Source organism: Flavobacterium sp. P3_A6 (assembly GCF_056403035.1).
In genome coordinates this window covers 215,866-230,073 of the sequence record NZ_JBFUGG010000003.1, presented here as the reverse complement: position 1 = coordinate 230,073, position 14,208 = coordinate 215,866, and the positions used below count along the sequence as shown (strand labels likewise).

Genomic DNA, 14,208 nt, shown 5'->3' with positions numbered 1-14,208 from the left:
ATAATTAATTAATTGCTGGACAGTTACATTCGTATTTTTGAGGTTTACATAAAAAATTAAGCCCTAAAGTGATTTGATGAAATCCTGAATTTCCATACTGAATTTCTCCTAACAAATGGGTATAAGAGTAAGCGAACATAAGATTTTTATAATTAAAACCCATGATAGGATTAATATAACGCAATTTCTGACTACCCGTTCCGCTTCCATTAAGAACTTCAGCTCCATCAAAACTTTGCCTGTAAGACAAACCTCCCCATAACTGCCCCATTTCCATATTTTTATAAACTTTAAAATTCATATCTAATGCACTTTCTTTTGTTTTATCTACATATTGATACAACAAAGATGGCTCCCATAAAACCTTATCGGGATTCCCAAAAATGTAACCGCCGCTAATAATAAATTTTCTCAGATTATCACTCTCATATTCAGTATAAAGCGTTTGACGTGTTTCTAAAACATTCTTAACAACAGCATTTAAACTAAAATCAAGAAGATTATAGGATCCTCCAATATCTAAATTAAAATAGGATGCATGCTGCTGAATATTTCCAAGAGCAGGATCATAATCACTAGACTTTTGAAATTCAGTTTCATCCAATTGGCTTTGATTAACTCCAACATTAACACCAAAAGACAACTGGTTCAAATCGATTTCATCTCTGGAAAACATAATATGATGTGCATAGGTAGCTTTGAAACCAAACTGAGAATGATATCCGTTTACGTCATTAAAGAGTATAGCTCCAACACCAGATCTCTCACCTACTCTGCCATTATAACTTAATGTTTGAAGAGCTGGTGCATTCTCTTGATCAAACCATTGTTTTCTTGCGGTAAGCCTTAATTTACTGCAATTTGCAGCACCTGCCATTGATGGAAAAATCAAATAATAATTATCTGATAAATAATCTGAATATACTGGTATTCCTTCTTGTGAAAAAACATTTAAACTAATAAAAAAGAGAACAATTACTAACTTGATTTTGGTGTACATTTAGAAGGAATTTTATAAAATTAATTGTGCAAGAAAAACTTTTGTTAATTTATTCATTAAAAAACCAAATATAGTTAATCGTGGAAAATAACTTTAGTAAATTTGCAAAAAATCGACGAATCATGACTAAAATAACGATAAAAGAAACACAAAACCCGACCATTATAAAATTTGAATTTCCAGATTTCATCACTCAAAATGAAAGTTACGAATTCAAGAATATAGATGAAGCCAAATCATCACCTCTGGCACAGCAGCTTTTCTATTTGCCATTTGTAAAAACGGTGTATATCTCCGGAAATTTCATCGCTGTCGAAAGATTCAGCATTGTAGAATGGGACGATGTAAAAGAAGCTGTTGCAGAACAAATCGAAGCCTATGTAAATAAAGGCGGTGTTATAATTATTGCTGATGAAAATAAGCCCAAAAAGCAAGCAATTACCGTTTATGGAGAATCAACTCCAAATCCATCAGCATTGAAATTCGTTGTCAACAAAATGATAACCAAAAATGCTGTAGAATTCAAAAATATCGACCAAAGTGCTTCGTCTCCACTGGCAACAGAACTATTCAAGTTTCCGTATGTAAAAGAAATATTTATTGATGAAAATTATATTTCAGTAACAAAATACGATATTAATGAATGGCAGGATATCACATTAGAATTAAGAACTTTTATCAAACAATTTATTGAAAACGGAGGAACTGTTCTTGACGAAAATTTAATTCAGACCATTGTTAAAGACGAAAAAGCGAAAGATGAATCATTTGATTCTCTTGACGAAACTTCTCAAAAAATCATCAATATCTTAGAAGAATATGTAAAACCAGCAGTTGCTGCCGACGGAGGAAATATCCTTTTTGATTCCTATGACGATGCGTCAAAAACAGTAAAAGTAATTATGCAGGGAGCTTGTAACGGATGCCCATCTTCTACTTTTACATTAAAAAGCGGTATCGAAAATATGCTAAAAAGCATGTTGAATGATGAAGGAATCAAAGTAGAAGCTGTTTAATTTAATTGCAATAAATAAAATATTAAAAAGCGTTTTCAATTTTGGAAACGCTTTTTTTTGACCTCAATTCAATTATCGAAATACCAAACACACAAAAAAGCATTGATTTTCAGTAATTTGAACAAAAAAGCTTATTTTTGATATTCTAATCAAACATAAGAACCTATGGGAATATCATCATTTTTTAAAAATTTATTTGGTTCAGCCAAAGTAACGGCAAACGAAATAATAGACCATGCAGAAACGGCTATTGAAGAAACCAAAGTAAGTGCGCAGCCTTATGTAGAAAAAGCAGAAGCTTTTGTAGAAGAAACTGTAGGCAAAATTAAGGAAACAGCAACTCCGCATGTAGAAAAGGCAGAAGCTTTTGTAGAAGAAGCTGTAAACAAAATCAAAGAAACTGCAACTCCTCATATAGAAAAAGCTGAAACCTTTGTAGAAGAAACTATAGACAAAATCAAAGAAACAACAACTCCTCATATAGAAAAAGCAGAAACCTTTGTAGCTGAAGCTGTAAACAAAATCAAAGAAACAGCAACTCCTCATATAGAAAAAGCAGAAACCTTTGTAGAAGAAACTATAGACAAAATCAAAGAAACTGCAACTCCACATGTCGAAAAAGCTGAAGCATTTATAGAAGATATGGTCTCCAAAGCAAAAGAAGCAACAACTCCATATATTGAAAAAGCKGAATCAATTATAGACGATGGCAAAGCAAAAGAAAATGAAGATTTGAACAGCCTAAAAGAAAAAACAACTGCTTCGGATGCAAAAAACCTTGAAAACCCAACAAAAAAGGAAGAAGAAGATCCCGAATAGCTTTTCATAAAAAATATAAAATCGTATTTTTGCAACTTAGTATACAACTCTCTTACTAGAGAATTTTATAAATTAAAATATGACTTTAGATCCAAATTACATTGCCAATTACGCTAATACTTTTATAACAACGCTTATTGATTATTCCCCCCAGGTTATTTCTGCTTTAATTATTCTGTTTATTGGGCTGTATGCCATTCGAATAATTAATAGGCTTATTCGAAAAATAATGATCAAAAGAAACTTAGACGCTACACTTAGCAAGTTTCTTGCCGATATTTTACTTTGGGTTTTAAGAGTATTATTATTTGTCACTTTCATCGACAAACTAGGAATTGGAACATCTTCATTTGTAGCAATCTTAGGAGCAATGGGACTTGCTGTTGGTTTGTCTTTACAAGGCTCATTATCTAATTTTGCTGGAGGAATGCTTATTATTCTCTTCAAGCCTTTTAAAGTGGGAGATACTATTGAAGCGCAAGGGGTACAGGCTACAGTTTTGGAAATTCAAATTTTTGTAACCAAATTAATTACTTCAAATAATCAGACTATTTTTATTCCCAACGGCACTTTATCAAATGGAACAATTATAAACTACTCAATGCAGGGATCGCGAAGAGCCGATTTAATGATTTCTATATCGTATGAGACCAATTTAAAAGAGGCAAAAGACATTATAACTGCCGTCCTTAAAAACAACCCTAAAGTACTTACTTCACCAGGAGCAGAAGTATCTGTAAAGAACATAACCGATAATTCTATTCAACTAGCCGTAAGACCTTGGGCAAAAAATGAAGATTTTAGTTCGGTTGTATCAGATACTTTAGAGAATTGCAAATTAGCCTTTGATACCGCAGGAATTATTTTCCAGCCGTATGTAACAGAGAAGTCAAAAAATAACAAATAACAATGCAGGCTATTTTTTTGGGACAGCAATTAAAAAGTCTTTCAAATAATAAGGTTCAAAATAGGCGACATCAACAGTGTCGCTTATTTTGTATTTATCAAAGCTCAAAGCACTCATTTCATTAGCCGACGGATACTTAATTTCATCTAAAAACACAAAATTGTCTTTTGTTAAAACAGTTTTGCATTTCTCATTGCAGTCACCAACAAAATACAGTTTCTCCGTTAATCCTTCAAAAGAATTTTCATCAATAATTTCAGCCAAAACTTCTCTTTTTTTATCCAATGAAGCAGAAAAAACAGCGCTGTATACTTCCATTCTGCGGGCATCAATCATTGGAACAATCAAACCGTCAGCTATCTTAACTTTAGAAGCTAATGATTTCAAAGTATCAACTGCTATCAATGGAATATTTAAAGCATAACACAAGCCTTTGGCCGCCGAAACACCTATTCTCAAACCAGTATAGGAACCAGGCCCTTGACTTACGGCAACCGCCACTAAATCTTTCAATTGAATTCCAGCTTCACTGATAATTTCTTCAATAAAAACATGTAATCGCTCTGCATGAGAATATCCTTCCTCAGCAATTTCTTTGCATAATACAGTTTTTCCTTCTTTTGCTAATGCAACAGAACAATTTTTGGTAGCAGTTTCAATATTGAGAATATAGGACACTTTTTTTATTTTAGATTGCAGGTTTTAGATTTATCAATGTAAAACTTATTTTGCTTGCAAATTTACACCGAATTTTGAAAAATCCTTTATAAAAAAAGAAACACGTCCTGAAAACTTCAAGACGTGCTTTATTTTGTTTCGAAAGGAAAATAAAAAATCAATTCAAAATTATTTTTTCTTGTCCCCTCCAGACGGAACAAATACTTTATCCCCTGAATTTAAGTCTTTGGAAACTGTAGTATAAGGACCTGTAATTACCACTTCTCCTTTTTTAAGCCCTGATAAGACTTCAATATTAGTATCATCTTGAATTCCTGTTTTAATGATTCTAATTTTAGCTTTATCACCCACTTTCACAAAAATACATTCCAGTTTTTTATCACTTTTAGGAGCTGGTTTTTTATCATCAGATTCTGAACCATCGGCTTGACCGATTTTAACCGCTGTTGTATCAGATTTCACCACAACAGAACTTATCGGAACTTTAACCACATTCTTTTTTGTGGTAGTTATAATATCTACTGTAGCGGTCATTCCAGGTCGGAATGGAGAATAAGACGCTGGTTTTCCCACCATTAAATCTTGATAAGAATCTTTTAAAATTCGAACTTTCACTTTAAAATTAGTTACCTGATCTGCAGTTAAAGCCGTACTGGCAGAATTGGAAATACTTGTAACAACACCTTTGAATTGTTTTTTCAAATAAGCATCCACTTCAACATTGGTAAGATCTCCAACTTTTATTTTTACGATATCATTTTCATTGACATCAACTTCAACTTCCATATTATTTAAGTTGGCAACTCTCAAAAGTTCGGTACCAGCCATTTGCTGTGTCCCCAAAACTCTTTCGCCAAGCTCTACATTTAATACAGATATCGTACCATCAGCTGGAGCATAAATCACGGTTCTGCCTAAATTATCTTTAGCTTCATTTACAGAAGCCGATGCGCTTTGCACACTATAATATGCTGATTGTTTGTTTGCTTTTGCAACTTCAAAAGAAGAAACAGCCTTATCCCAATCTGATTTGGAAATAATTCCTTTCTCAAACAATGTCTTATTTCTTTCATAATTGGCTTTAGCCTCATTAAATGATGCATCAGATTGGCTCAAACCTGCTTTAGAACCTGATAAATTAGCTACACTTCTATTCAATCCCGAAGTATATAAATCAGGATTAATTTTTACTAATAAATCTCCTTTTTTGACAACCTGTCCTTCTTTAATAGGTAAATCTATGATCTCCCCAGAAACCATAGAGGCAATCTTAACCTCTATTTCGGGCTGAATCTTACCAGTTGCAGAAACAGTTTCTACAATTGTACCAGCTTCAGCATTGGTTATTTCTACCTCTTTGCCTTTATCTTTATTCCCAATAATTCCTGCTTTTGAAAGCCCTATTAATAATCCAATGACTAATACTGCTGCTCCTAATATGATATAAATTGTTTTTTTTGACATAATAAATTATTTTGTAGTAATTGGGACAATTGGAATTCCAAAGTAAAATTCAAGTATTTTTATTTTAAACATGTATTCGTATTTTGTTCTTATAACATCTGACTGAGCATTGGTTAACAATGTCTGAGCCTGTGTAAAATCAAATGAATTCATCAAACCTACATCATACTTTTCTTTTGCGTAGTTGTAAGCTTGCTGTCTTGCCTCTAAAGTTACCGTTGATGACTCATATGCATTTAAAGCTCCTTTTGCATCTGTAAAAGCAGTGTAAACGTTACGTTGCAAATCTAAACTTTTTTGCTCTAAATCTATTTTGGACTTCTCTAAACTTACCTTACTGCGTTCAACATTATTCCTAACTGAGAATCCGTTAAATATTGGAACATTCAATTGAAAACCAAAATTATGTCCTTTATTATCACTAAACTGATCCAAAACAGAATGTGGTCCCGTATAAACCGGATTTCCATTACCATCAGTACCAACAAGTCTATCACTGTAACTCGCACTTGTGCCAAACTGATAAAAGCCTCTAAGAGTAGGCTGAAAAGCACCTCTGGCAATAACAACATTTCTCTCTGCAATTTCAAGATTTGTTTGTGCGAGCTTCAATTCTGTTCTTATTTCTTTTGCCTTATTATAAATATCAGTTGGAGTTTGCGCCATGATATTATTTTCATCCTTTGCATTTGTATTATCAACAACATCAAAATCTGTAAACTCTTTTAGTTGTAAAAGTTGCGAAAGGCTTAATTTAGAAATCAACAAACTATTTTCAGCAATTATAATAGCCTGTTGATCAGTCGCTATAGTCGCTTTCAAATCAAACAAATCGCCTCGAGGAATTGATCCTGCACTAACCATTTGCTCAGAACGAGCCAAACGCTTTTGATCAATAGATAACTGCTCTTTCTTTACTTTTAAATTTTCTTTGTTAAAAAGAATTTCTAAAAATGCATTCGCTACATTCAGTGAAATATCTTCCTGCATTTTCAAAAGTTGGTATTGGGATGCTATTATAGAAAGTTTAGCTCTTCTATAAGCATTTTGATTTTGCAGACCTTTATAAATATCAACACCTGCATTAACTCCTAATGAAGAATACTGAGTAGTTTGAGTTGAAGCAATATTGGTAACCGGGTTAACGTTCAATCCTATATTCCAAGAGTGCGAAGCATTTCCGCTTACTGATGGCAGATAACTGCCGAGAGCCCCTTTTTTATCAATTGTTGCATTTTTAACATCTAGTTCAGAAAGTTTAATTGTGATATTATTTTCTAATGCATAACGAACACATTCTTCTAAAGTCCATACTTTGGTTTGCGCTTGGGAGGACAATCCAATCAGAAAGATCAAAGCAATCTTTATATAATTTATTTTTTTCATTTTTTATTGGAATAAAAGCGTAATAAACAAACCACGCATATTTAACTTAATTTTTATATCAAAGCCTACTTTACAGTTTTAGTTTGGTTTTACTTCTTCAGTTTTTAATCCCTGATTCCAAACTTTGACTTTATCAGAAGCTTTAATTCCGCTTTTTACTTCAACATAGATTCCGTCACTTACACCAAGCGTTATATCTTTTCTTTCAAATTTTTGCGCACTAGTTTGAACTTCAACATAAGGCTTTAGCGTTTTTTTATCAAATTGAACTAATGATTCTTTTAACGCTTGCACTTTATCGGCTTTTTCTAAGATGATAGAAGCATTGGCACTTAATCCAGCTCTTATAAAAGTATTATCCCTATTGGTTAGAGTAGCTTTAATTTCAAATTGTATTGCTCCATTTTCAGTTTTCCCTTTTGGCGCAATGTAAGTCAGAACAGCGGTGAATTTCTTATTTTCAATTGCTCCAACAGTAATTTCAATAGGCATATTTAACTTTATTTTCCCAACTTCAGACTCATCAACTTTACCAACAAATATCATTCTTCCAATATCTGCAACGCTTGCAATAGTAGTTCCTTCATTAAAGTTATTACTTTCAATAACTTGGTTTCCGACTTTTACCGGAACGTCAAGTACCATTCCATTTACTGTAGAACGAATCAATGTGTTCGCATAATTCCCTAATCCTGAACTTGTTCCTGTTTTCACGATATCAAATCCTTGAACAGAAGCATTATAATTTTGCTTAGCTTGATTATAAGCCAATTGTGCGGCATCAAAATCATTGGCAGAAATCACTCCTTTCTCAAATAATGTTTTTTGTCTTTGATACAATTTCTCTTGATTATCTAATGTAATTCTGGCTGTTTTTACTTGATTTTGAGAATTACTCAAATTAGAAACATTGGCAACCACTTTGATTTTAGCGATCATATCACCAGCCTTAACAGATTCTCCTGCTTTAATATATACAGTTTCAATAATTCCAGAAATATTCGGTTTGATTAACACTTCTTCATCAGGAACAATATTCCCTGTGGCAAGTGTGCTTTTTACGATAGTTTTCACTTCGACTTTATCCGTTTCAAAAACGATAGGAGATTCCTGATTTTTGGCATATAAATAATATAGCGCCCCGAAAAAAACTATTGCAATTAAAATCAATATGGTTATGGTTGCTCCTTTTTTCATTTTTTATAAATTTTTTATTCGATTATTATTTTTTGATTGACTTTTATTTTTATTCAGTTCGTAATGCTTCTACAGGCTTAACATTTATGGCAGTTTGAGCAGGAATGAATCCTGCCAGCAATCCAGAACCCACTAATATTAACAAGGCTATAAAAACAACCACTAAATCTACGCTCGGATTAACAAACATCATCCCTTCTGATGGCATCGATGATAAAATCATATTCAAAACAGCTATTAAACCAGTAGCTATCGCAATACCAAACATACCTGCGATTATTGTTAAAAAGATTGCTTCTAATAATATCTGGGACCTAATAGCGCCTGGAGTTGCTCCTAATGCTCTTCTAATTCCTATTTCTTTGGTACGTTCCTTGACCACAATCAGCATAATATTTGAAATCCCGATAATACCTGATAACAAAACTAAAGTCCCAACGAAATAGGCTATAAATTTAAGAACCATAAACAAATCCTGTACTTTTTGAAATTCTGCGAATAAATCAAAATTACCGACTGCTCTTTCATCGTCCGGGTGAATAGAATGTCTTTCTCTCATGAATGCCAGAATTCCTGGTCTAAGTTCAGTAATTGAGGCGTCATCATTTGCAGTAAGTGCCATCCAGCCTACTTTATCTCCAAAATTAAAAGCTTGTTGAAATGTAGTAAACGGAATAAATATATTTTTTTGTGCCGATTCAGCATTACCGTTATTTTGCCCTTTAGATTTATACACCCCAACCACCATAAAGTTGACTCCATTTATTTTAATGTAAGTCCCCATTACTTCTTCGGCATTCTTATACAATTCATTAATTACACCCTGACCTATTACAGTTACTTTACGTTTCAAAAGAATATCTTGCTGATTTACAAAACGTCCTTTTACAATATCCATCTGTTCTTGCTTTACTAATTCCGGATAATCTCCATAAATGGTATAAGCACCAGTTTTTGTTCCTCTAACTACATTACTTACGCCATTAAAATCGCCTAGCTGATTACGGGGAGACACATACAATAAATCAGGAAATTTTTGTTTTAATGCATCGACATCACTATTTCTAAAATCATATTTTCTGGTTTTAGGCAATCCCTTATATGGTTTTGATGTCGTTTGAGTCCACATAAACATGGTATTAGTCGCAATCCCGTCAAAACCTTTTTTGACACCATTCTCCAAACCATTGGATGCAGCCAATAATATCACCAAAATGAATATCCCCCAAAACACCCCAAAAGCTGTAAGCACCGTTCGGAAGGTATTTGCGGTTAAGGCCTCTAAAATTTCGTTCCAATTCTCTCTATCAAACATAATTATTCATCTCTAAGTGCTACAATAGGTCTAATTTTTGCCGCTCTGTAAGCAGGAACAAATCCCGCCAAAGCTCCTGCAACCACCAAAACAATTAAGGTTGATATGGCAACTGTAAAATCGACCTGCGGATTCACAAAATATTCACTTTGCGCATGGGGACCAATTAATTCCAAAAGAGCTAAACCTGTTAATAATCCCATGAATCCAGAAATAGTGGTAATAAAAATAGATTCATGCAAAATCATTAGAATAATTGAAACTGGCGAAGCTCCAAGTGCTTTTCGAATACCAATTTCCTTAGTTCGTTCTTTTACAATAATCATCATTATATTACTTACACCAACGACACCTGCAATGATAGTGCAAATTCCAACCCACCAAAAAAACAATCTGATATAAAGATTTAAATCATAAAACTTTTTGACTTCTTTAACAGAATTAAAAATTCCAACAGCGCTTTCATCATCAGGAGCAGCACCATTTTTACTTCTCAATAATTTTCCATAATCATTTTTGAATTTTTCGGACTCGGCTACAGCTTCTTCATAAGTGTCTTTCTTTTTTATAGTATAAGCCATATAACTTATTTTATCTCCTAATCCAAAAACCTGCTGTGCTGTAGTTAAAGGCACAAATACTCTACTTTCTTCTCTCTCCCCTCCTGGATCAGTAAACACACCAACTACTTTAAAATTGATATTCGCCACAGTAATTTGTTCGCCTATAGGATTTTTTTCTTTAAACAGATCTAATTTGACTTTTTGTCCAATCACAGCGGCTTTTACATTGTATTTCAAATCATTTGCATTAATATACCTGCCTTTTATAACTGATACATTTTCTATTTCCATACCGTCTGTATTAACACCTCTGTATTGATAATTTCCTGATTCCTTTCCATAACTTACGGTAATTCCCCAGCCAGTAGCAGTAACTCCATTTTTATCCAATTGGTCTCCGTATTTTTGTACCGCAAGATCAAAATCGCTATTTCTAAATTGTATTTCTCTTCCAGGATTTAATCCCTTGTAGGCTTTGGTTGTTACCCCAGACCAAACCTCAATTACACCAGCAGCATCACGTTCAAATTGTTTTTCAATTCCGTTTTGAAGACCTTTGCCAACCCCTAGCAAAATCACCAAAATAAAGATACCGGAAGCCACAGAAATTCCTGTGAGGAAAGTTCTCAATTTATTCTTGGCGATAGCCTCAAATATTTCCTGCCAGCGTTCTATATTAAACATATAAAGAAGCTCTAACTTGTTCTACCATTTTATCATCAATGATTAATCCATCTTTTAGTACCACATTCCTTTTACACATAGCAGCAATATCAGGCTCGTGTGTCACTATCAAAATAGTTTTACCCTCGTCATTAATTCCCTGTATCAATTCCATTACTTCATAAGAAGTCAATGTATCCAAAGCTCCTGTTGGCTCATCTGCCAATAATACTTTTGGATTTGAAGCTAAGGCCCTAGCAATTGCAACACGCTGTTTTTGACCTCCGGAAAGTTCACTTGGTAAATGGTGTGAATGCGTAGACAAACCTACTTTTTCAAGATATTTCATTGCAATCTCATTCCGTTCTTTCCTTTTTATCCCTTGATAATACAAAGGCAAAGCCACATTATCTAATGCGCTTTTATAATTTATCAAGTTAAAAGATTGAAAAACAAAACCAAGGAATTGGTTTCTGTATTTTGAAGCAATGGTTTCGTTTAATTTTTTGATAGGCACATTATCCAAAGTATAAAGTCCAGAATCGGCTTCATCAAGTATCCCCAATATATTCAATAACGTAGATTTACCAGAGCCTGACGAACCCATGATTGCAACCAATTCACCTTCCTTAATATTAAAATTAATTCCTTTTAGAACATGTAATTCGGCATGTCCCATTTTGTATGATTTATGTAAGTCCTTAATTTCAATCATGATTGCATATAGTTTAAAACAATAATACCTAACTTCTAAAAAAATCAATAAGAAAAAAGCACTACTTATCAATTCAATACATAAGACTTATTTCCGACAAAAATGTTACAGCTACATTTAAAAAATATATTTGTTTAGTTACATTTGCCAACAAAAAACTGAAACAAATGCTAAAATCTTTTTTATATCTAATTATTTTCACATCAATTCTATCAGTAACAACAAGCTGCTCTTCTACTTCACAAAAAATTGAAGCTTTAAAACCCGAACCAGATGATGCCATACCATTAACTTACACAAGTACTCCCTCGTTTATCAACCTGCCAGTCAGCATTAAACTAAAAGATATTGAAAACCAAACMAATACTTTATTAAACGGCTTAATCTATGAAGACAACAGAATAGAAGATGATAATATTGAAATTAAAGTCTGGAAGCAAGCGCCGATAACCATCATTAATGACCATGGAAAAGAAGGCGAAAAAATAAGAACTGTTTTACCACTAAAAGTTTGGGTAAAATACCGAATTGGGACCAAAACCATGGGGGTTGATTTATACAAAAATCAGGAATTCAATCTAAACGGAGTAATTACATTACTAAGCAGTGTAAATTTAAACAATTGGAAATTAAGCTCTAAAACAAATTTAAAATCTCTGGATTGGGTAGAAAGCCCTACAATGACTGTTTTTGGAAAAAATATGCCGGTTACTTACCTTATAAATCCGGCAGTAAGCCTTTTTAAATCGCAAATAGAAAAAAGCATTGATACGGCGATAGAAGAATCTATGGATTTCAAGCCAAATGTTTTAGAGGCGATTTCTAAAATAAGCACTCCTTTTGAAATGAGCCAAGAATATAAAAGCTGGCTTAGAATTGCACCATTAGAAGTGTATTCTACAAATGCCAAACTTAAAAATGATTCCTTTTTGCTCAACATGGGAATGAAATGCAATATGGAAACTTTGATCGGAAAAAAACCAGAATCAAAATTTGAAAAAAACAAAATTCTACTAAAAGCTGTTGATAAAATTCCAGAACAAATAGCCGCTAATATAGCAGCCGTTTCTACTTATCAAGAAGCATCGCGGGTAATGACTGCAAATTTTGTTGGTCAGGAATTTGGGACGGGAAGCAAAAAAGTAAAAGTTCAAAATGTAGCCATCTGGCACAAAGACGGCAAAATAGTAATTGCCTTAGATCTTTTGGGAGCTGTAAACGGAACTATTTATTTAAACGGAATTCCTCAATATAATGACACGACCAAGGAAATTTATTTTGATAAATTAGATTATGTATTGGATACTAAAAGCAGATTAATGAGAACTGCAAACTGGCTGGCTCAAGGAATTATTCTGAAGAAAATGCAGGAAAGCTGCCGTTATTCTATCAAACAAAATCTAGATGAAGCCAAACAAAGCATGGCAGCTTACTTAAAAAACTATTCCCCAATGCCTGGAGTTTTCGTTAATGGAAAAATGGATGACATTCAGTTTCAAAAAACAGAACTGACGAATCAGGCAATTATAGCTTTTATACAGGTTAATGGAGTAATCAACGTATCCATTGACGGACTGAAATAAAATTCACGGTTTTCAAATTAGCCGGAAGTTAAAAAGTCAGTCTCGAATAATGTTTTTTCGAGACTGACTTTTTTATTTGGAATTGCAATTAAATTTCGCAATTAATATTGTGCATTGTGACCTACTGTTTCTTCTTTTTCATTCTATAAATGTAATACCCAAGTGCCCCAACAAGAACATACGGTATTATCATCAGGTAAACGATACCATCATTTATTGCCTCGGCTTGGACTTTATTATCCTTTCCATTCAAAGCTGCACGGCACATTGCGCATTGTGCAAAAGAGTTAAATGAAAACACAAAAAAAAGAATAGCACTCAAGACTATTCGTTTTTGACTGATCCCTTTTAAATTAACTAACATAGTAAGGCGAAATCATTAAGTACACAATTACTCCAGTTACAGCAACATACAGCCAGATTGGAAAAGTAATTTTTGCAATTTTTTTATGCTTATCAAATTTACTCGCTAAAGCACGAACATACGTTATCAGAACCAGGGGAATGATTACGATTGATAAAAAAATATGCGTAATTAATATAAAGAAATATACATATTTCAATATTCCTTCTCCACCATATTTAGTAGATTCTGCTGTCATGTGATAAGCCACGTACATTGCCAAAAAAGCAACAGAGCATCCTATAGCCATTTTCATCAACAACTCATGACGCTTTCTGTTTCCGTTTTTAATGGCAATAACAGCAGACACCAGCAGTATTGCCGTTATTCCATTGATCGTAGCATAAACAGGGGGCAAAAATGACAATGGAGCCACATTAAATCCAAAATCTTTTAACTTGACTTTAAAAAGAACGGCTACTACAACAGGAATTGCAATTGATAACAGCACAATCCATTTATTATATTTTTGTTCTACAGTATTATTTTCCATTATTTA

14 protein-coding genes are annotated in these 14,208 nt (G+C 33.3%); 4 read left to right on the top strand and 10 right to left on the bottom strand.

Annotated elements, in window-relative coordinates; translation table 11 throughout:
- Positions 1 to 4: 4 nt before the first annotated feature.
- Positions 5 to 1,000 (bottom strand): PorP/SprF family type IX secretion system membrane protein, encoded by a 996-nt coding sequence (locus AC1DVP_RS04500; RefSeq protein ID WP_477182347.1) that lies wholly within the window; start codon positions 998 to 1,000, stop codon positions 5 to 7.
- 122 nt (positions 1,001 to 1,122) lie between these two features.
- On the opposite strand from AC1DVP_RS04500, the gene AC1DVP_RS04495 reads away from it, so the two are divergent.
- The 3 genes from AC1DVP_RS04495 to AC1DVP_RS04485 all read left to right on the top strand — a co-directional run bounded on the left by AC1DVP_RS04495 (position 1,123) and on the right by AC1DVP_RS04485 (position 3,742).
- Positions 1,123 to 2,016, top strand: coding sequence for a NifU family protein (locus AC1DVP_RS04495; protein ID WP_477182346.1), 894 nt, complete (start codon positions 1,123 to 1,125; stop codon positions 2,014 to 2,016).
- 165 nt (positions 2,017 to 2,181) lie between these two features.
- Positions 2,182 to 2,835 (top strand): hypothetical protein, encoded by a 654-nt coding sequence (locus tag AC1DVP_RS04490; protein ID WP_477182345.1) that lies wholly within the window; start codon positions 2,182 to 2,184, stop codon positions 2,833 to 2,835.
- Positions 2,836 to 2,914: 79 nt separating this feature from the next.
- Complete coding sequence (locus AC1DVP_RS04485; protein WP_477182344.1) at positions 2,915 to 3,742, top strand: mechanosensitive ion channel family protein; 828 nt, start codon at positions 2,915 to 2,917, stop codon at positions 3,740 to 3,742.
- Between the two features lie 9 nt (positions 3,743 to 3,751).
- Here AC1DVP_RS04485 and tsaB read toward each other — a convergent pair whose 3' ends face one another.
- From tsaB to AC1DVP_RS04450, 7 genes are all read right to left on the bottom strand, one after another.
- On the bottom strand, positions 3,752 to 4,420 hold the full coding sequence (gene tsaB / locus AC1DVP_RS04480) for a tRNA (adenosine(37)-N6)-threonylcarbamoyltransferase complex dimerization subunit type 1 TsaB (protein ID WP_477182343.1): 669 nt from the start codon (positions 4,418 to 4,420) through the stop codon (positions 3,752 to 3,754).
- Between the two features lie 168 nt (positions 4,421 to 4,588).
- Positions 4,589 to 5,884, bottom strand: coding sequence for an efflux RND transporter periplasmic adaptor subunit (locus AC1DVP_RS04475; protein ID WP_477182342.1), 1,296 nt, complete (start codon positions 5,882 to 5,884; stop codon positions 4,589 to 4,591).
- Between the two features lie 6 nt (positions 5,885 to 5,890).
- Positions 5,891 to 7,270, bottom strand: a complete 1,380-nt coding sequence (locus AC1DVP_RS04470) for a TolC family protein (RefSeq protein ID WP_477182341.1) — start codon at positions 7,268 to 7,270, stop codon at positions 5,891 to 5,893.
- A 78-nt stretch (positions 7,271 to 7,348) separates the two neighbouring features.
- Complete coding sequence (locus AC1DVP_RS04465; RefSeq protein ID WP_477182340.1) at positions 7,349 to 8,467, bottom strand: efflux RND transporter periplasmic adaptor subunit; 1,119 nt, start codon at positions 8,465 to 8,467, stop codon at positions 7,349 to 7,351.
- A 49-nt stretch (positions 8,468 to 8,516) separates the two neighbouring features.
- Entirely contained in the window at positions 8,517 to 9,782 is a 1,266-nt protein-coding gene (locus AC1DVP_RS04460) for an ABC transporter permease (RefSeq protein ID WP_477182339.1), read from the bottom strand.
- Positions 9,783 to 9,784: 2 nt separating this feature from the next.
- On the bottom strand, positions 9,785 to 11,029 hold the full coding sequence (locus tag AC1DVP_RS04455) for an ABC transporter permease (protein WP_477182338.1): 1,245 nt from the start codon (positions 11,027 to 11,029) through the stop codon (positions 9,785 to 9,787).
- Positions 11,022 to 11,723, bottom strand: coding sequence for an ABC transporter ATP-binding protein (locus AC1DVP_RS04450; RefSeq protein WP_477182337.1), 702 nt, complete (start codon positions 11,721 to 11,723; stop codon positions 11,022 to 11,024). The genes AC1DVP_RS04455 and AC1DVP_RS04450 overlap by 8 nt, the downstream gene beginning before the upstream one ends.
- A gap of 167 nt (positions 11,724 to 11,890) precedes the next feature.
- Between AC1DVP_RS04450 and AC1DVP_RS04445 the strand changes: the two genes are divergently transcribed.
- A complete protein-coding gene (locus tag AC1DVP_RS04445) occupies positions 11,891 to 13,306 on the top strand; it encodes a DUF4403 family protein (RefSeq protein WP_477182336.1) in 1,416 nt (471 codons plus the stop codon).
- A 121-nt stretch (positions 13,307 to 13,427) separates the two neighbouring features.
- Here AC1DVP_RS04445 and AC1DVP_RS04440 read toward each other — a convergent pair whose 3' ends face one another.
- Together AC1DVP_RS04440 and AC1DVP_RS04435 are read right to left on the bottom strand one after the other, a co-directional pair.
- Positions 13,428 to 13,628, bottom strand: coding sequence for a hypothetical protein (locus tag AC1DVP_RS04440; RefSeq protein ID WP_477182335.1), 201 nt, complete (start codon positions 13,626 to 13,628; stop codon positions 13,428 to 13,430).
- A gap of 31 nt (positions 13,629 to 13,659) precedes the next feature.
- A complete protein-coding gene (locus AC1DVP_RS04435; protein ID WP_477182334.1) occupies positions 13,660 to 14,202 on the bottom strand; it encodes a DUF420 domain-containing protein in 543 nt (180 codons plus the stop codon).
- Between the last annotated feature and the right edge of the window lie 6 nt (positions 14,203 to 14,208).